Below are 19,339 nucleotides of genomic sequence, written 5' to 3' on the forward strand. Positions count from 1 at the left end.
TTGATTGCTTACCTTCGCCAGAACAAAAAACGATATGAATTTAGAAGCGCGATTAAGAGAAAGAAGTGGCAATAAATGCGAGTTAAGCGGATCAGAAGAACTTCTTACTGTCTATGAAGTCCAACCTCAAACAACTGCTAACACAGATAACTGCATTATAATTAGCAATACCTGTCTTGCTCAGATCGAAAAAAGAGAAGAGCTTGACAAAAACTTCTGGCGTTGTCTAACGTCGAGCATGTGGAGCGAAGTTCCTGCTGTACAAGTAGTATCCTGGAGAATGTTGAACAGATTAAGTACCGAAGATTGGGCAATGGACAGCCTTGATATGTTGTACCTTGATGATGAAACTCTTGCATGGGCCAAATCTGGTTTAGAAGATGAAACCGAAACCATTGCTGAATTTCACAAGGATGCCAATGGCAATCTATTGGAAGCCGGTGATAGCGTTGTACTCACAAAAACGCTGGATGTTAAAGGATCTTCTCTAAGCGCTAGACTAGGTACTGTAGTAAAAAACATCCGTTTGGTTGAGGACAATACCGATCAAATAGAAGGAAAAATTGAAGGGCAAACCATAGTAATCCTTACTAAATACGTAAGAAAACAAAGTAACTAGAACTGCTTTGGCTTCTTGCCTATCGCAGCCAATTCAGCAATCTCATTTATTCGATTTTGTCTGGTCTCAGGTCTTTTAGCCAACACAATCCATTGTAACATTCCTTTTCTAATAGATTTACTCAAACCTGTAAAATATGTCTTTGCTCCTGCTGCTTCCATAAGTGCCATTTCTAAATCCGATGGCACCAACAGTTCTTCAACCTCATCCAATATAGTCCAGGAACCATTTCCTTTAGCTGTTTCAATAGTCGCAAACCCAGCTTCTTTCATCAGTCCACTTTCAATCAATTGCTCTACTTTAGCTTTATTAATCTTAGACCAAGTGCCAGTAGCCTTCCGTTTACTGAAAAACTGATGAACGGTTTCTTCGTCAATCTTTATTTTCTTACTGTCAATCCAGCCATAACAAAGTGCAGCATCCACTGCTTCACTCCAGGAAATGGTAGGCCTACCAGAAGCTTTTCTATAAAGAACAAGCCATACCGATGTCTTTGAGCTATGGTTTTTTTCCAACCATTTATCCCATGCGCTAACCGTCTCTGGATAAAATACATCGCATTCCACTATCATTTTTTGTTATATTTAATTAGTAAACCAGCATAAAAAAGATGCTGCATAATTAAATATATGTCAAACTTGCAAAGAATAATAAAAAAATTAATTAGTACGGTCACCGTGGCGATAGCCTTTACTTTATGCTGCGGAAATAATGTTAATGCACAGGAAACTGTTGCCGGTTGGGTCAAGTATGATAAAAACCCAGTATTGGGTGGCGATTTTGGGACTATATTCGATATCACCGTGCTCCGTGAAAGCAAGGGATATAATATGTGGAGTTCTTGGCGTCCTAAAAAAAGCGTTGCACTATCCACAAGCGCAGATGGATTTACATGGACAGATCCAGTACCCGTTCTCAGTCCTAATCCAGAAAACAAATGGGAGTCAGACCTAAACCGCCCATGTGTTATCAAAAAAGGCAATATTTACCACATGTGGTATACCGGTCAGGCCGATGGAAAATCCTGGATTGGTTATGCAACAAGTTCTGACGGAAAGACCTGGAAACGGATGAGCAAAACACCCGTGCTCTCTTCAGAATCAGACTGGGAGAAAACTTCAGTGATGTGCCCTAGTGTAATCTGGGATCAAAAAGCTGGCATCTATAAAATGTGGTATTCAGGCGGAGAGCAATATGAACCAGACGCCATCGGCTACGCAACTAGCACAGATGGCGTCAACTGGAAAAAAGATTCCACAAATCCGGTCTTTCGAAACGATCCATACAATAAATGGGAGCAGGCAAAAGTGACCGCTTGCCAGGTGATAAAGGAAAATAACCATTACTTGATGTTTTATATTGGCTTCCGAGATGTTGATTATGCGCAAATCGGTATTGCCAGATCGGCTGATGGGATACACCATTGGGAAAGACATCCTCAAAATCCAATCATCAGACCAGGCAATGGATGGGATTCCAGTGCAGTTTACAAGCCTTACGCTATTTATGATGGTAAACAATGGCTGCTATGGTACAATGGAAGAAAAGACGGCAAGGAACAAATTGGGGTGGTGTTACATAAAGGCAAAGACCTTGGATTCAATAAATAAGATCGAATAAAACACATGTCCAAATATCTTTTATTATTTACGATACTTCTCTTTTCCCACCGTGCTCTACAAGCGCAACAGGTATTAAAGGCAAATAACTATAAACACTATGTAGACGCCTTCAATCAGGGAGATGACGAGCTTTACAAGAATTTTATTAGTAATCAAGACAGCTGGGAGTTCTTATCACAGAATATCCCTTTACTAGATTGCCCAGATAAAGACCTGGAAAGAACTTATTACTTCAGGTGGTGGACTTATAGAAAACACATCAAAAAAACACCTGAAGGATATGTCATTACGGAATTTCTGCCTGATGTACCCTGGTCAGGAAAGTACAATACCATCAGTTGCCCAGCCGCTTTACATTTCTACGAAGGCCGCTGGTTACGTAATCCAACCTACCTAAACGATTATGCAAAGTTCTGGTTTAAGGGGGGCGGTAATCCACGGCTTTACAGCTTTTGGGCTGCAGATGCCATCTACAATCAATTCCTGGTAAGTGGCAACCCTAAAACTATTAACCTATTGCTGCCTGAGCTGATCTCCAACTATGCAGGCTGGGAAAAAGATAAACTGGATGCAAATGGTTTATTCTGGCAAGTAGATGACAGGGATGGAATGGAAGTTTCTGTATGCGGTAGCGGATACCGACCAACCATCAACTCCTATATGTACGGCGACGCGGTAGCAATTAGCAAAATTGCAAGTCTATCAGGAAATGCGAGTCTGTCAAAGACATACCAGCAAAAAGCCATAGACATCAAAAGTAATTTACAGAAGCAACTTTGGGACAATCAGGCTAACTTTTTTAAGGTATTACCCAAAGAATCCAACGCTTCACTTTGCGATGCCAGGGAAATACTTGGATATACGCCCTGGTATTTTAACTTGCCCGATGCGGGGTATTCCGGCGCATGGCAATTCCTTACAGACACTGCCCATTTTAAAGCTCCATATGGCCCCACTAGCGTAGAACGAAGTCATGCAGGCTTTAAACTCGCTTATGAAGGTCATGAGTGCCAATGGAACGGACCAAGTTGGCCGTATTCTACCTCCATCACGCTAACAGCTATGGCCAATTTGCTCAATAACTACACTCAGCAGGTGGTTACAAATACCGACTACTATAACTTACTCAAAACATATGCAGTTAGTCAGCAGCTTAAAGACAACAACGGGAAACTAATACCCTGGATTGATGAAAACCTGAACCCACTTAATGGCGACTGGATTTCACGCACACGATTAAAGAGTTGGTCCAACGGAACCTGGGCAAAAGATAAAGGAGGTGTAGAGCGTGGAAAAGACTATAACCACTCCACTTTTTGCAACCTCATCATTTCAGGGCTAATTGGATTACGCCCGTCAACAGGAAACCAATTGGAGATCAATCCACTCTTACCCGCAGGTAAATGGGATTATTTTTGTCTGGATAAAGTATTGTACCACGGAAAAGAGATCACTATTTTGTACGACAAGTTTGGAACTAAGTATAAGAAAGGAAAAGGGTTTATGGTTTGGATAAACGGGCAAAAGAGAGCTTACTACAATAAACTTAAAAAAGTGGAAGTTAACTTATAACCTACACCACCCACTCGTTCGGCGATTTGCCAAACCTTTTTTTAAAAGAATGCGAAAAATGAGAAAGGCTCTCAAATCCTAAATCAAGATAAATGGCCGATGGCTTTTGATGCTTATGCCCTATCAAATGGCTTGCTTCAGTAAGACGCCTTTCCTGCAACCAGTGTCGGGGTGCCATACCAAAAGCTTTTTGAAAATCACGCTTAAAACTTGCCAAACTCCTGCCGGTTAGCTGCGCAAACTTCTCTAAAGGTACATTGAAATGATAGTTACTGAGCATGAATTTTTCCAGATCTATCTTATGAGGTTCTGAAAAATCGAATATAAAGTTACGCAGCGAAGGCATGGCAAGCAATAACAGTTTCACGCCTTCTTTCACCTTCAATATGCCCAGAGCATCAGTCATCGTCGCTCCAGAACTTCGGGCATAAGGTACAATGGATTGAAAATATCCCTGCAAGAATTCATTGGTAGGAATTAAGATATTCGGCGGGCCAATATATTTACCATCCGCTTCCAGCTTTTCTTCCAAAGCGATCTTGCGTAACAAGTCTTCCTGCAGGGAGATTACAATTGTTTCATAGTTACCACCAGGCACTGGTGTTTTATTAAGGGTTCCCAACTGGTCTTTACCAATCAGCAGCATTTCTCCTCCTGTCATCGAAATACTCTGCACTGAGGTTTCCAAAGTAAATTGTCCTGCAACCTGCAATACTAAGGTATGGTGATTCCAGAAACAAACTTTCTCCTTCCGTTCCGTTGACAGATAGGAATAGAAAATTACACCTGGAAGGATCTCTGCTGGACTGGTCATTAGCGTTGTAAATAAGTACCGCCTTTTATAGCGCCTATTGCAAAAGTAGTGTTTAAGATATTCATTTCTTCTGGCGTAAACACAATATCCATTGCTGTAATATTTTCCGGTAAACGTGATCTACGGCTCATGCTTACAAGTGGCATAATTTGATCTCCTTGTTCTTTCACCCAGGCGATGGCAATCTGTGTTGGCGAATAGCCCTTACTGCTGGCCAGTTTCTTTAGGACTTCTACTTTTTCCAGATTATTAACTAAGTTTTCGCCTTGAAAACGAGAGAAATGAGTACGGTAGTCGTTTTCCGAAAGCGGTGCTTTCATCTCACCGGTGAGTAAGCCTTCTGCAGTGTTAGCGAAAGCTACTACAGCAATGCCTAAATCCTTTGCAGTTGGCAATAAATCGCTTTCTATTTGACGATCAGCCAGAGAATAGCCGATCTCCAATGCACTGATTGGGTAAGTTTCATTAGCCTTACGAAGCTGCTCAGCAGTAATTTCCGACACCCCAATGTGACGCACCTTACCTTCCTGAACAAGCTCGGCCACCGTTCCTATGATGTCTTCTACTGGCACACTGTTATCCATTCGGCTAGGCTGGTAAAGGTCGATGGTCTCAATACCCAAACGAGTAAGCGAATAATTTATAAAATTTTTAATTGCAATGGGTCTAAGGTCCAATCCCAACCAATGACCGTTATGAAATATGGCACCAAACTTAACACTAATAAAGGCATCGTCTCGCCTGTCTTTAATGGCTTTGCCGATGAGCATTTCGTTATGTCCAGCGCCATAAAAATCGCCGGTATTTAAAAAATTAATCCCACCATCTAAAGCTTGGTGTATTGTGGCGATACTTTCTGTCTCGTCGGGTGTAGAACCGCCCCAGATGGACGACATCCTCATACAACCTAAACCAAGTTTTGATACAAGGGGACCATTTTGACCCAATTGAATTTTTGTGCTGTTCTTCATAGTACAAATATCAAGTTAAGTCAGTCGTACGAGTTGCTTCTAAAGCTCAAATATTTTGTCTGTATGGCTCATTTGAAATTAGCATGACTTGAATAAATATTAACTTTATATAAGCCAATCCCTTATATAAGCCTATACCTTTTAAATTGAGAGACTAATATCAACACTATGACAACGAGCATTGACTTGACTGTAACAGAAAAAGAGGATTTAGACGCCTTTTTTAAATTCCAATTGAATAAAGAGGCACGCCACTTAGCAGCCTTCACCAATAAAGATTCGAACGATAAAACTGCATACATCGAAAGGTATTCCAAATACTTAAGTGAACCATCAATACACATGCGGACTATTAAAGTTGACAACACAATTGTGGGCAGCATCTCAAAATTTATGATTGGAGACGAAGCAGAATTAACCTATTGGATTGACAGACAGTCATGGGGACAGGGAATTGGAACCGCAGCGCTAAAAGACTTTTTAGAAATAGAAAATACCAGACCTATTTATGGACGCGTTGCGTTTGATAATTATGGCTCACAAAGAGTACTGGAGAAATGTGGTTTTATTAGAATAGCAACAGACAAAGGATTCGCAAATGAGCGGCAAGTAGAAGTTGAAGAGTTTATTTATAAGTTGGAGAAATAGTTCAGGTACCTACTTATATTTCCAATGCCGAGTCTTCCCTTCAGCAATCCACTCTATTGCCGTTTCCAAACGTTTCAACTTAGTAGCTTCTGTTTTAGCCTCCTCTAACCAAACCACGTATTCTTTCTTTTGCGAAGCACTAAATTTTTCAAAATAAGCCTTTGCATTAGGTTCCTGTTCTAATTGATCAGTAAGATAATTTGGTATTATCAAAGCAGAAGGATCCACTTTGGCTTTTACCTTCTCTACTTTAACACCTTCCTTGTTCAATAAAATCGCTTCCTGAATGTATTCAATTAAAATCTCGTCTGAAGGTAAATCTGACAATTGGGTAATCTGACCAAAACTACCTGCTGTTTCATCCTTTAGCTTTAATACTTTATATGGATCAGACATTAAACCAGCTTTCCAAAAGCCAAAACCTAAGTGATTTTTAAAAGCCGCCATTTGACAAACAGGACCTTGATAATCAAAAAATGGACAGCTCCATTTCATTGTCTCTTTCATTTCCGGAAAAGCGCGATGTATCAAATCACGCAAATGATTCATAATCGGTTTCGCAAAATCAGCACTCTTCGCGATGTATGCGTCTACCCGTTCGTCGTAAACTTGTTCCATACTGCAATATAAATATTCTTAATTGAAGTTAGAATACTCTTGGACAGACAACAATAGCCAAATTATAACAGGCCGTTGATCATCCCTTTAACTTTATCAGTTCCAGGAAAGGCCGTAAACTTATTGATCAGTAAACCGTCTTTGTTGTACAATAGATAGGATGGAATAGCTTCGAAGCCAAACTGGCTCATCACATATTCCCACTGTTTATCTGTTAAATAATAATGTTCACTTCCTATTCCTTTAATTTTCTCTTCCCATAGCTTTCTCGGCGAAGATCTATTTGTCAAATACGCAAAAGCAACACCCTTGGCATGGAACTCATCTTTTGTACTTCTGAACTCCTTAATTGCATCCAGGCAGGGACTGCACCATGTTGCCCAAAGATCAATAAGAATAACTTTTCCCTTATTTTTATCGAGAATCGTTTCAATAACTTTATCATCCGAAATTGCGGAAATGTCATTGATAACGGCAGGTGATTTGAACTTGTCTGAAGCGGCAACCTGTTGATTTTTTCGCAGAAGTATCTTAGCTACTTCTCCTTTTTTCCAGTACTGTGCTATATTCTCTTTTTGTTTTTCGCTCAATGGTCTTTGCTCTTCATTTAGCTGTCTGCCATAGGCATTAGCCGCCAAAATATCGTAGTATTGGCCATCTTTGAAACCCACCAGATCGGATAAAATAGCTTTCGCTTTGGCTAACCAAGAAGGAATGTTGCTTTCTTTTATCTCAGGAATGGCCAGTATTTCATTTTGAAGAATCGTTTTTTGGAACTCCCAGAATGAGGAACAAATCAGATATTGCGGATCATTCAAATTAAAATCTTTCAAAAAACTATAATAGGATCTGTCAATCTTTTGCACATCAGGCTTATTCGTTATGTCCCTGGTGGTATTTCTATAATTCATGATCATAGATTGCTCGTAATCAAATACATGCACATTATATATCCACAGGCGGAAATCTTTAGACAAGATCTCCTTAAATTCTTTTGATATTAAAGTATCCTTATTTAAAATTTCTAATCTCCAGGATACATTAGCTTTTGCCTGATTCAGAAAATCATTTGGGTCTTTGTTATAAAGAGGCTTAGGGGCACTACTTGGCTTTAGCTCAATCATTTCCCCAATAACATCAAATCCCCGAGTCATATCATCTCTACGCAAGCCAGTAGGCGTCACCTTAATGTTTCCGAAATCCAAATTCGAAGTATAAGAGATGTCTACATTCGTAACACCTCCTGTTCTTAATTTAATATAAAGAGATTTATACGGCTTTACACTTGTGTATAAGCCGATCAAAGAGATATCCGTTTCCACATCAACATCAACAGAAAATTTCCCAGATTGATCCGTAAGCGCCTTATATTGAACAACCTCGCCAGTGATCGGATGGGGAACAAAAACATTTACGCTAATCCCCTCATTACCTAAGCTTTTCGGACCGGAAATGTTTCCTGTTATCTTGGCCGAACCCGCTTTTATACTGGGTAGATCTATTACATTCCCTGCAAAAGATTTGCATAAAAACAAAAGGCTGAATATGCAAATAAGTGGCAACTGTATTATTTTAGTCATGTTGATTTTGTTTTGTAACATTGATGAGCGCATTTCAAATTGTTCCTACTTCGCAGCATTCATTTCCTCCACAAGCTTTTCAAACAGCCTCTTATCACTGCTGTAAGGCCTTGGGGCATATAAGGTTTTTACATTGTGGTCCTTATCTAAAAAGATATATCTTGGTATTCCTTCAAGTCCAATAAATGCAGTTAAGGGATTTTTATTTCCTGTGCTAAAACGGAATTGATTTTCAGTTACCTTATCTTGCTCACTCGCTTTTTTCCAGGCCAATTCGTCAACATCGGTGGAAAGGTAAACAATAGGAATGTTATTATCGGCAAGAAATTTTTTGATATCTGAGGAAGTTTCAATATCGCTACGACATGGCCCGCACCAGCTAGCCCAAAGATCAAAATACACCGCCTTTCCCTTGTATGCATTTAGTAATTGAAGAAGATTGAGCGAACTTACTCTATTATAAATGGTTACAGTCGTTTCAAGTACATTTCGAGGAAGAGGCTTTCCGATAACAAAATACCTCATCTCGCTGTCCTTCAGATATGCCAGGTAACTAGAATCCAATCTCTCAGCATACAGCTCACGAAATATTTTCCGAAGCATAGCACTATCCCTCACAGCCCCTTTACGAGCATACGCTCCAGTCAATGAGGCTAAGGCAAATACCCTTGCCTTTCCACGTAAACTAGACTGAATCTGCTGATAAACAAATTCGATTGGCTTTTCATGATTGGTTTGAACATTTGCGATGTATTTAAAATAAATAGCATCACGATATTCAGGTAATCGGAGAAAAATGTCTTTATTAAAATGATTTTTATCGGCCTGTAGATAATAGCCTGGCGGAATTATCTCCGAGCTTTTTATGCTAGCGGTATAATATAAAGATCTAACATATTGGTAATTCAGTCTACCTAACCCTCCTAGTGCAACGTGTTTATCTACCATATGTTTAGCCAAGTACATTTTAATCGAATCATCACTGTTTTTTTTCCATTGATCCAACTGTGTCTTAAATTCCGCTAAATTTTTATAACGCATGCGCGATGCCTTATCAATCTCCACTGATACCAACACATCAAAATTATACCTGGCAGCTTCTTTACCGTAAAACTCAAGTTGCTGCTTCGCGTCTTTGCCAACAATTTTAAAAGTAACCGAATCCCCAGGTCGCATGTTGATATACCAATTCTTAAAAAATGCGCCGAAAATAACCAATTCTGGCCTTTTGAGTTCGAAGGCTAAAGAAAACTCCCCAGTTTCATTCCTTTGCGAAGCCAAATAGGTAATTGATCTATCATTTAAAAAAGTATTTAATGATCTCACGCTTATGCTATTATCCTTCATATCCACTGAAGTACCTGAAATTTTAACAGTACTGCCAATGGCAGCATTCGTTTGCGAGCAAAACCCGCACGCAGATAAAAAAATTAGTAGGTATTGCTTAAAGAGAGTCTTCATGAGCGAGAGTTTATATTGGGTTAATTCACTAATATACTGAAATTGTAACAATGCCCTGATTTAGTACAATGATTAGCATCTCTCATGGTTTAATCAAGATTTGAATATCGGTGATGAAATAATCAAAGTTTCAGATCAAAGATAAATTACGCCACCTGTAATTAAGCCGAAACTAACGGACGATGAAATCTAGAATGAAAAACATCCTCTGGATTTCTCCCTCTAACACTCGTAACTATTTCTCCCATGATCCTTGAATTTTATGCTACAGATACCTTTTGGGGCTCACTCTAACTGGGCCATTAAAACTTTTAATGCTATAATGATCTAACTAAATATAACATTATATTCAGACCTAAAATTATGCGCACAAATAACCAACAATTCCACTATTTGAAATGAAGAAAAAAGGTTGCTTAATAACAGTGTCGGTTATCGCTCTACTTGCTGCTTTATTCATTTATGGACTATCCATTGCGTTTGAACCGGAATACGACAAGGCAGAAATAAAACAAAATATTGGTGGATTACTGATATGTAATTCTGTTTATAATGCAGATCATCATTCTTGGCGGTATCATGTATCATACCAATATAAAATAGGTAACGATAGCCTTGTTAATATTGGAAGTGGAGCTTATTATGGTAGAGAATGGAACAAGGATGAACAATTAACAAAATACAAAAAATGGCTAATTTTGAAAACGGGCGGTTGGATAGGTACAGAGAAAGTTATACTAGGAAACATTAAAACAAAGCGATGGCAGGAGTATGAATTTACGCCAGAAAGTATCGAAAAGAACAGTCTATGGCGAAATTCAAAAACCCGATCTCTTTTAAACTGGTGCTGTTCAGAAACATTTGTAGAAAAAATAAGTGATGGGCAAATTGTGGTAAATTATAAGTTTCGAACAAGTGAGACGCAAACAGATCTTTATGGTCAACGAAAAATTTATTACACAATTAACGAATTGACAGGTCAACCAATAATGACAAAAATTAAATAGGTTACAACTAAACACCTACTTGGAAATACTAGAAATTCAACCCTGCATATTTTAATGCAGCTTTTAGTTCACGGGTAAAGCTGGTTGCCGTAGTCTTGTTCGATACGGGGTATGATCTGTACCTCACTAAACCTTTTCTATCCAAGATATAAAACTGTCCAATTGAACCAGCACTGTAGGTGTCTGACGTAATAAAGTAGCAATGGCCGGAATTACGCGGATCATAGTGATATTTGTCCACTAAGACTGGAAACTGATAACCCTCCTTATTTACAAACTCAGTTATCGCCTGAATTCGGGTTTGGGTTCGTGCCACCTCATCGGCGTCGTATGCAGGTGTCCGATCAATTCCGACCATTACAATGTCTTTCCGGTTTTTCAATTCATTGTAAACCTTATTTAACTCCTTATTCCACATCAGATTGATTGGCCAGTTGTATTTCGAACTAAAGAAATACAGTACAATTGTTTTTCCCTTATGTTCCGACAGCTTAAAACGCTTCCCATCTAAGCCATCCAGTTCAAAATCTATACTTTTCAAATTCAATTTACTATAATCGGGCAATTTATAAGCAAGATTGACGCTGTCAGTAAGATGCCGAAAATGCTGCTCATATTTTGCCTGATCCGGCTCCAATTTGGAGAAAGCCAAATGGTGCACAGCTTTAATTTGATCCGATATGATATCTGCTTTGAGGCAACTGTCTGATACCGAAAAAGCACGTCTGTAATCTTCAGTCTCCAATAGGTACTTCAGGTAACTTTCATTAATCAGAACACCGGATGATTCAATAAACCTCGCCTCTTCAGCTTTTTGAAGCGCTGCCGTCAGGTCGCCCTTTGCATAAAGTACCTGCGCATACAAATCTAATACCGAAGACTTTACATATTTGAGATTCTTATCGTTTGGCGGATAGGGTGTATCTGTATACAATTGCATTTGAAAACCATATAAAGTCAATGCTTTGCTAACAAACGAAACAGCAGTATCCAAACTTGTTTTTTTAGATAACAACCGATTGGCGGCATCCATGTAAGCCTGTTTTAACGCATATTTAGACCTTATTTTTCCTATATATGCAGCAGCTTTTTCCAATTCACCTTTGTTCAGCTCCACCCTGCTCCGCTGGCTATAAATTTGATCCAGTCCATTCAAGGCAAAAGCAGAGCGGAATTTCAGCTCTATCTCGGCTAGTTTTTTTTCGTATAACGCTCCTGACTTCTCCAGATCATTCCTTGCATCGGCGAAAGCCACGTCGCCCTGTGGGAATTTAGCCAACAACTGAGCCTTGAATGCCTCTTTGTCACTCAGCCAGGAAAAACGTTGGATCAGATCATATAGCGGAGTTAGAAATCGGTCATTCTTTGCAATTTGAATAGAGTCAGCCCAAGTCTTATAAATTTCTCTTACGACTAGGCTGTCGGGCTCCCAAGAACCACTTCCATAATAAGCAATCAGGTATTTGCCCCGCAGTTCCGGATGGAGATTAAATTCCCTTCGGTAGAGCACCCTAGCCTTAGCCATCTGAAAATTACTGTTGTAGTCGAGTCCTTTGTAATTTACCGCAGCAGCGGCCAAGGCCCCAGGCAAAGGCTTTCCCTCTTTATAGACCAGATAAATTAGAGATTCATTAACATCCCTCAAATCATTTCCCGGCTTTATACTAAAGGAAAGAGTAGAATCCGGAATCGTAAAACTTCCCTCAAATCCCTTTGTGGTCTTCCATGTTTTTAAGGTCTGCCATGGTCCCTTGTCAAAATATACGGTAAACTTAGGCATTAGCTTTCCAGCAAATTGACCGGTATAAATAAATTTCACCAGTGATCCAGCCTCCGGTAGCGCAGGAGTCAGTTTCAAGATACTATCATTACCGGAGACGTATTGGCGAATCTCAGACTGTAATGAATCCTGAGATGTACTACCAGTCCTGTATTGACCATAAGCCGCTATCTGCAAGAGAAAACTAAAAATGAAAAAGATAATTTTAATAGAGCGCATTTTTTGAATATTGATGATGAATTAAAGTCGAATTAGCGTCAGTTGTTCCATCAATTAACTGTCCATTACTAAATATACAAAATTGTAACATAACTTAGCTAACCATCATCTCCTTACTAAACTCTAACAACCCGATAACCTTACCAATAAGCAACTCAACCTCCCACTCTTCAATCATAAAATCTGTTCGATATCTAGCATTAGAATAACTCTTAACTAATTTATCAAAAGCAACCAGATCAGCTGTTTCTCCCGAAACAAACAATCTGTAAGGCACCTCAGCAAAACATCTGCACATCATCAACAACCTGTGAAGATTATGAATATCACACCTATAATCCATATGTAATTTTATTAGCGCTATACAACATTGCTCTACAGTTTGATGCAGCATAAAAGCACTAACATTGTATTTCTTATTCTCAAAACATTCAGTAGCGCCGTGTAAAAAACCTTCAGCTCTAGAAATACCTTCCTGAAATAGTGAATGAGATTTACCTGGCTTAGAAATACGCTCAAAAGAAACTTCCAGTGGTATGATAACTATAAACTGTTTATTATACAGCAACTTACCAGTACTGCAAACATTAACAAAGAATTTATAACCATCATTAATAGACTTTTCTATACCCTCCTTACTATGGGCAATGATCGTGATCTTTCCGAATTCATAATGTGCGTTAACAAAATCCTGAATAGCATTTTCGATTCTAGATTTGCTGTCCATGACCAACAATAGCCAATAATCGCAATACCTGTTGTCATGCCGATCACCGAAACATCCTTCCACCTTCCTTGATGTTTCATCCTTATGGAAACAATAGATCTGCAAGGGATCATATTTTTCAACCAACTTTTGTAGGAGATAATTGATATCCCTCACTTGAACACGCGCTTGTATTGTTTGCTCCATATTATCAATCAATTATCAGAATTGATATTACAATTAAGCTTTAGAAGGAAGAACTGATATGATTGCAATGCGAAGAGAAAACCAGCATAATGCAAAAACGTGGGTACCTACCTAAACGCTCCGGCGAGGTACTGGTATACCAACGACAACGAATAGATAGGCCCACGTTTTTACACGGGGCACTAATTCACCTATCCCTTTGTGTCGTTTTAAATTACCAGTTTTCGCCGAACAAAGCTCTTGGTGCTAAATGCTTCAATATTTTTGAAGATCTCGCAAAATTATAATATTAACTCTTTACATATATATTTTTAAAATTTATCTGTTATTGCTAAGCGCTGAAAGGAAGATTAAATCAATCTACCAACTAACCCCAATGCAAAACTCATTTGATTTTATTTAAGAAGCCAAGTTTTAGAGAAAATATTTTAAAATAAATTTACACTACTACATTTCACATTTCATTACGACGCCAAAATACCCATTATCTCAATTCAAATTGATATCAGGAAAAGCATAATGAAGATTATCCACAAAAAGCTGATTAAGCTTATAGATCAATTTCTGGTAATCAATCTTGTTGATGGAAAGTGTAGATTGATAAACTATTCTGGGGAAATCCTTATCGTCAAAAGATCGGAAGCAGTACCTAACATAGGTTTGGCCTCCTTCCACAATCTCCTCATTAGCATGTAGCGTGAACTTTCTATTGAAAGATACGGTTTGATAAGGTGTAGTAAAGAAACCATAATAGTGCTGGTGACTAATAGATTGCAAATTAATGATCAGGCGCTCTTCCCCGTATAGATTCCATAAGGTATACTTGATCACAAATACCTCCGCGAACAAAAGGATAATTGACGCCCCAACTGGGTTTGTTCTATTACAAAATTTAACCAAAACTGGGTTTGTTCTGTTACAAAATTCAGCCAAAACTGGGTTTGTTTTGTTACAAAGCTCCGCAGTTAGGTATGCCCAACATTTCCTTCGCGGCACTTGCCTACCAGTCTATGTCGAATGGTTTATCCAACAAAAATCATAGACTATTATTTGCAAGCTTGCTTAAGCGCAAATAAAAAAAATACATCAAAAAACTTCTTTTAGCCGTCGTCACAACGGGCAGATAAAAACAAATTCATAGCTCTTACGAAGCTTAAAGGGAGCTTGGTGCGGGTTACTAGGTAACTTGGTGCGGTTAAGGTACCCTTTTCCGCACCAAAGTGGCTGTAAAGTGGCTTTCAGTGCTACAATAGTGCTAGCGTCGAGAAAATTTGTTAGGAGCTAAGTATGTGATAATCCAGGCAACAATAGCAACAACTACTAAATCGTAAAACAAATCCACAACAAGTAAAGAGATGCCCATGCCAGACCCAGTTAACCCTTCAAAAGTCCTTTTCTGCAAATAAGGGAAAGGGAAGCCTACTTCAACAAATGAAAAATGATTCCATAGAAACGGCAATATAGACAACACCGCAAATGAGAGAACGAAAATCAAGAAGTATTTCATAATACTAAACTAGCTATTTTGGTAATCATTCGTAAATTTGCAACCACAATCTCAATACGATCAATGTAAAATAGCATTTTCTTTCAGACTAAGTAAGATGGATAACTACAACACAGTTATTCAATTAACTCATCTTTAAAGAATGATAAATGCTTTATTTACAAAATATATCGTACACCCATCCCAATAAAGGCCTGTTGTTTGAGCATATCAACCTAACAGTTAACAATCAAGAAAAAATTGCACTAATCGGCAACAATGGTTCCGGCAAATCTACTTTGCTTAAGATCATTGCAAGATATCTATCCCCTCTTGATGGAGAATTGAGCCTAGCTGCTGAACCCTATTATGTACCGCAAATTTTTGGTCAATTTAATCACCTTACTGTCGCACAAGCCTTAAAGGTTGAAAATAAAATCGAGGCTTTAACGCAAATCCTCAATGGGAATGTAACGGAAGAGAATTACGCGATACTGAACGACGACTGGACTATTGAGGAACGCTGCACCCATGCCCTAAATCACTGGCATCTAAAAGAACTTAACCTTTCGCAGAAGATGGAAACCCTAAGTGGTGGACAAAAAGCGAGGGTTCTACTCGCAGGAATTTATATTCATCGTCCCGAATTGGTTTTACTTGATGAGCCAAGTAATCATTTGGATGAGGCTGGCAGGCAATTATTATGTAGTTTTATCCAGTCTACTAAAAGTACGCTGATTATTGTGAGTCACGATAGGGAATTATTGAACCTATTAGATAAGATTTGCGAGCTTGGCAACACCGGAATAAGCGTTTATGGCGGCAATTATGATTTTTACACCGAGCAGAAGGAAATTGAACATAACTCCCTCAATCAAGATGTAATCAGCAAAGAAAAAGCCCTTCGAAAGGCCAAAGAAAAGGAAAAAGAAACGTTGGAGCGACAACAAAAATTAGATAGTCGCGGAAAAGGCAAACAGCTAGAAGCAGGTGTTTCCCGCATCATGATGAACACATTGCGCAACAAGGCTGAGAACAGTACCTCAAAAATGAAGGGGATGCATGCGGAGAAAATTGATGGTATTGCCAATGATTTACGTGAACTGCGTTCGGCCTTGCCAGATATTGATCAAATGAAATTTGGCTTCAATAATTCGGCAGCACACAAAGGCAAAATATTATTCAAAGCCACAGAGATTGATTTCACTTACGATGGTCATCCGCTTTGGATAGATAAGCTGTCTTTTCAAATTGCCAGTGGCGATAGACTTGCCCTAAAAGGCGCAAATGGCTCAGGAAAAACAACATTAATCAACATCATATTAGGTAATTTAACACCAACTATTGGTACAATATACACAGCCAAAAGCAAAGCTGTATACATTGATCAGGATTATTCTTTAATCAACAATGAACTTAAGGTATATGAAATGGCTCAACAATTTAATATTGATGCATTAAAGGAACATGAAGTAAAAATCAAGCTCAATCGATTCTTGTTTACCAAAGATGATTGGGATAAATATTGCGGGATGTTAAGCGGCGGAGAGAGAATGCGACTATTGCTTTGCTGCTTAACAATGAGTAGGCAATCGCCCAATATCATTATATTGGACGAGCCTACTAACAATTTAGACCTTCAAAATATCGCTATTTTAACATCCGCTGTAAACGAATACCAGGGCACATTGGTTGTCGTATCGCACGACACTTACTTTTTAGAACAGATCAACATCAATCGTTCACTGACGCTGGTTTAACATCCTTTCTAAGAATAAGCGAAGCAATTATTGACACTAAAATACCGACAGGCACTATTTCGGCATAAGTCATCATTGCATTGTAAAATGGGTTTTTGTATTGGTCAAGGAATTCCTTCATACCAGCCATTTGTTGCTCTACTTCGGCGGCACTAGTTCCCTTTGCAAGCATTTCAGCTTTAGAGGAGGCCATAAGCTTGTCTCCGAAATCTGGAATAAAGAAATAGTAATTAATTAACCACGCTGCCGTGTAAACAGTTGAGGCGATCAAAGCAATCAGCAACGCAATTTTCAGCGACTTTCCAAAACTGATTGTCCCACCATTATACTCATCCCGATAGCTTTTTACACCTACAAAAATAAGCGAGAAGGCCAGGAACATGGCAGCATAGCCATAAACCACTCGCATGTTATAGGATACGCTTTCACCAATTGTTGGCTCTCCTACTGCCCACCATAAGCAGCTGATTACTCCTGCAATTAAGCCGCATACAAAAATTGTCTTTTTCATTTGTTTCTAGTTTTAAATATGCCTCAAAACTGTAAAATTCATGGTCATCCGCGTTCACCCTTTCGGGTGATTTTATAAATAAAGCACCAATGGTGCGCTTACTAAGGAATTAAATGGAGTCGCTTCGCTTTTTCTACCGCCTGTGTGCGGCGTTCTACTTCTAGTTTCAAGAACAGATTATTGGAATGGGTTTTTATGGTATTCAGAGATACAAACAAGCTATCCGCGATTTCCTTATTACTCCTGCCCTGGGCCATCAGTTGTAGAACTTCTAATTCGCGACTGCTAATCCGCAACTTGCTCAGTTCTGCTTCGTTTAGCCGAAATATTGGATCTGAAGTAATCGTTTTCTCGATTACGATCGTATTTACTTTTGGCTTTACCAACTTTAAAGCAAGCCATACCCCTAGTCCTGTAAAGATTAGGGCAATACCCCCGGCATATATTTCCAGTGAATGGTTCATGATAGCGAAGCGCCATTCCAGCCATTTTAGTAAAAATAGTAGCAATGCGAGGGATAGTCCGTACAGAATATTTTGCTTGTTTCTTCTTAGTATCGCAAGGGGCATTGTTAAATTCTCATCTTAATGATTTGTTTAATGCAAATTAGCTGTTTATAAATTATGATTGAAATTCCTTTATATTTATAATGGCTTTAATGCGCTAAATATGAACGTGAAGATCAATAGTGGAAGTATTCCTTCGAATACCTCGGAGTAGTTTTTATGATGTTATTTTGCTATTTAGTGAATGAAACCCTATTAAACTAGATTACAAGTACTTAAACAAGGGAAATTTTCTACCTGTGCTCTCATTGTAATATCTACCCCATATTTTATTTTGAAGATACAATGCAGATCCCTCTAGATAATAAAAGTATAAATGGAATGGCAACATGTCGGCAAGATAATAAAAACCATGCGCTCTTCTTTCAACAAGCCTTTACAAGCAAATAAGCAAGATTTTGGGTTAAAAACAGCCTTTAAATGGGTTTCAAACGGACTAGCCCGTTGTAGACCCGTTACCAACCCGTTACAGACCCGTTAAGAACCCGTTAAATTTATGACCTCAACCTAAGCACTTCCAGCTTTTTCCTCTTCTTTTCGCTCAAATTGATGACCTAGTCACTGATATATATTTACCAACTGCTTAGTAGCTTTATCTCAAAATTTCTATATTTTTGCATTGAAATGTATTGGTAACATTCATTAAAGATCATGACAACTTTAACTATTCAAATATCTGATAAGGACAGAGACTTATTCGAAAGGCTTGCGAAAAGACTGAACGTTAAGATTCTTAAAGTAATTGAGGAAAAAATCCAACCCAATGCGACTACAAAAAAGGCAATATCTGATGCCAGAGCAGGGAAGGCTAAAAAAATTGACAATCTTGATTCTTTCTTCAAAGCGCTTTAGTGTACACTTTAAGCTTTACCAATAGATTTGAAAAGGACTTAAAGTTAATCAAGAAACGGTCCTTACAAGACCTTAATCTAATCCATGATTTTTTAAGGAAAGAATTAATTATAAAAGGTGCGGAAGGTCTCCCCTCAAAATTTCGGGCACATAAATTATCGGGAAATTACAAAGACAATTGGGAATGCCACATAAAAGGCGATTTATTGATAATATGGCTCGAAGTAACTTTGGAGAATGAAATTATCTTAGTTAGGGCCGGCAGTCACTCAGATCTATTTTAAAGAAACTGAGAAAGAAAATGCTTTTTAAATCTGGCTTAAGAGATATGCTGGCTTTC

Annotated in this window: 19 protein-coding genes; 8 read left to right on the top strand and 11 right to left on the bottom strand. The window is 38.6% G+C overall.

Annotation, left to right across the window (positions count from 1 at the left end; translation table 11 throughout):
• Positions 1–34 precede the first annotated feature (34 nt).
• On the top strand, positions 35–619 hold the full coding sequence (locus ACXZ1K_RS16405; RefSeq protein WP_458970762.1) for a PhnA domain-containing protein: 585 nt from the start codon (positions 35–37) through the stop codon (positions 617–619).
• On the opposite strand, the gene ACXZ1K_RS16410 is transcribed toward ACXZ1K_RS16405, so the two are convergent.
• Positions 616–1,191: a YdeI/OmpD-associated family protein gene (locus tag ACXZ1K_RS16410; RefSeq protein ID WP_458970763.1), complete on the bottom strand. Its 576-nt coding sequence runs from the start codon at positions 1,189–1,191 to the stop codon at positions 616–618. The two genes, ACXZ1K_RS16405 and ACXZ1K_RS16410, sit on opposite strands and share 4 nt — an antisense overlap.
• Positions 1,192–1,248: 57 nt before the next feature.
• On the opposite strand from ACXZ1K_RS16410, the gene ACXZ1K_RS16415 reads away from it, so the two are divergent.
• Entirely contained in the window at positions 1,249–2,229 is a 981-nt protein-coding gene (locus tag ACXZ1K_RS16415; protein WP_458970764.1) for a glycoside hydrolase family protein, read from the top strand.
• A 15-nt stretch (positions 2,230–2,244) separates the two neighbouring features.
• The gene (locus tag ACXZ1K_RS16420) at positions 2,245–3,813 is read left to right on the top strand and encodes an MGH1-like glycoside hydrolase domain-containing protein (protein WP_458970765.1); all 1,569 of its coding nucleotides are present in this window, start codon (positions 2,245–2,247) and stop codon (positions 3,811–3,813) included.
• 1 nt (position 3,814) lies between these two features.
• Here the strand turns inward: ACXZ1K_RS16420 and ACXZ1K_RS16425 are convergent, their stop codons facing one another.
• Both ACXZ1K_RS16425 and ACXZ1K_RS16430 read right to left on the bottom strand, forming a co-directional pair.
• Positions 3,815–4,627, bottom strand: coding sequence for a helix-turn-helix domain-containing protein (locus ACXZ1K_RS16425; RefSeq protein ID WP_458970766.1), 813 nt, complete (start codon positions 4,625–4,627; stop codon positions 3,815–3,817).
• Positions 4,627–5,598 (bottom strand): aldo/keto reductase, encoded by a 972-nt coding sequence (locus tag ACXZ1K_RS16430; RefSeq protein WP_458970767.1) that lies wholly within the window; start codon positions 5,596–5,598, stop codon positions 4,627–4,629. The genes ACXZ1K_RS16425 and ACXZ1K_RS16430 overlap by 1 nt, the downstream gene beginning before the upstream one ends.
• A 168-nt stretch (positions 5,599–5,766) precedes the next feature.
• Here ACXZ1K_RS16430 and ACXZ1K_RS16435 point away from each other — a divergent pair, with 168 nt between their 5' ends.
• Positions 5,767–6,246, top strand: a complete 480-nt coding sequence (locus ACXZ1K_RS16435) for a GNAT family N-acetyltransferase (RefSeq protein ID WP_458970768.1) — start codon at positions 5,767–5,769, stop codon at positions 6,244–6,246.
• A 9-nt stretch (positions 6,247–6,255) separates the two neighbouring features.
• Here the strand turns inward: ACXZ1K_RS16435 and ACXZ1K_RS16440 are convergent, their stop codons facing one another.
• The 3 genes from ACXZ1K_RS16440 to ACXZ1K_RS16450 form a co-directional block, all read right to left on the bottom strand.
• Positions 6,256–6,864, bottom strand: coding sequence for a YdeI/OmpD-associated family protein (locus tag ACXZ1K_RS16440; protein WP_458970769.1), 609 nt, complete (start codon positions 6,862–6,864; stop codon positions 6,256–6,258).
• Between the two features lie 62 nt (positions 6,865–6,926).
• Positions 6,927–8,444 (bottom strand): TlpA family protein disulfide reductase, encoded by a 1,518-nt coding sequence (locus tag ACXZ1K_RS16445; RefSeq protein WP_458970770.1) that lies wholly within the window; start codon positions 8,442–8,444, stop codon positions 6,927–6,929.
• Positions 8,445–8,489: 45 nt separating this feature from the next.
• The gene (locus ACXZ1K_RS16450) at positions 8,490–9,905 is read right to left on the bottom strand and encodes a TlpA family protein disulfide reductase (RefSeq protein ID WP_458970771.1); all 1,416 of its coding nucleotides are present in this window, start codon (positions 9,903–9,905) and stop codon (positions 8,490–8,492) included.
• A 398-nt stretch (positions 9,906–10,303) separates the two neighbouring features.
• On the opposite strand from ACXZ1K_RS16450, the gene ACXZ1K_RS16455 reads away from it, so the two are divergent.
• Complete coding sequence (locus tag ACXZ1K_RS16455; protein WP_458970772.1) at positions 10,304–10,912, top strand: hypothetical protein; 609 nt, start codon at positions 10,304–10,306, stop codon at positions 10,910–10,912.
• Positions 10,913–10,940: 28 nt separating this feature from the next.
• Here ACXZ1K_RS16455 and ACXZ1K_RS16460 read toward each other — a convergent pair whose 3' ends face one another.
• From ACXZ1K_RS16460 to ACXZ1K_RS16470, 3 genes are all read right to left on the bottom strand, one after another.
• Positions 10,941–12,911 (bottom strand): peroxiredoxin family protein, encoded by a 1,971-nt coding sequence (locus tag ACXZ1K_RS16460; RefSeq protein WP_458970773.1) that lies wholly within the window; start codon positions 12,909–12,911, stop codon positions 10,941–10,943.
• 94 nt (positions 12,912–13,005) lie between these two features.
• Entirely contained in the window at positions 13,006–13,824 is an 819-nt protein-coding gene (locus ACXZ1K_RS16465; protein ID WP_458970774.1) for a HEPN domain-containing protein, read from the bottom strand.
• A 489-nt stretch (positions 13,825–14,313) separates the two neighbouring features.
• Positions 14,314–14,757, bottom strand: coding sequence for a hypothetical protein (locus tag ACXZ1K_RS16470; RefSeq protein WP_458970775.1), 444 nt, complete (start codon positions 14,755–14,757; stop codon positions 14,314–14,316).
• Positions 14,758–15,480: 723 nt separating this feature from the next.
• On the opposite strand from ACXZ1K_RS16470, the gene abc-f reads away from it, so the two are divergent.
• On the top strand, positions 15,481–17,070 hold the full coding sequence (gene abc-f, locus ACXZ1K_RS16475) for a ribosomal protection-like ABC-F family protein (RefSeq protein ID WP_458970776.1): 1,590 nt from the start codon (positions 15,481–15,483) through the stop codon (positions 17,068–17,070).
• Here the strand turns inward: abc-f and ACXZ1K_RS16480 are convergent.
• On the bottom strand, positions 17,045–17,581 hold the full coding sequence (locus tag ACXZ1K_RS16480) for a DUF4199 domain-containing protein (RefSeq protein WP_458970777.1): 537 nt from the start codon (positions 17,579–17,581) through the stop codon (positions 17,045–17,047). The genes abc-f and ACXZ1K_RS16480 overlap by 26 nt on opposite strands.
• A gap of 101 nt (positions 17,582–17,682) precedes the next feature.
• Positions 17,683–18,150, bottom strand: a complete 468-nt coding sequence (locus ACXZ1K_RS16485; protein ID WP_458970778.1) for a helix-turn-helix transcriptional regulator — start codon at positions 18,148–18,150, stop codon at positions 17,683–17,685.
• Positions 18,151–18,798: 648 nt separating this feature from the next.
• Between ACXZ1K_RS16485 and ACXZ1K_RS16490 the strand changes: the two genes are divergently transcribed.
• Together ACXZ1K_RS16490 and ACXZ1K_RS16495 are read left to right on the top strand one after the other, a co-directional pair.
• Positions 18,799–18,999, top strand: coding sequence for a hypothetical protein (locus ACXZ1K_RS16490; protein ID WP_458970779.1), 201 nt, complete (start codon positions 18,799–18,801; stop codon positions 18,997–18,999).
• Complete coding sequence (locus tag ACXZ1K_RS16495) at positions 18,999–19,283, top strand: type II toxin-antitoxin system RelE/ParE family toxin (protein WP_458970780.1); 285 nt, start codon at positions 18,999–19,001, stop codon at positions 19,281–19,283. Before ACXZ1K_RS16490 ends, ACXZ1K_RS16495 begins: the two co-directional genes overlap by 1 nt.
• The last annotated feature ends 56 nt before the right edge of the window (positions 19,284–19,339 follow it).

This window comes from Pedobacter jaeyakensis (assembly GCF_054461315.1).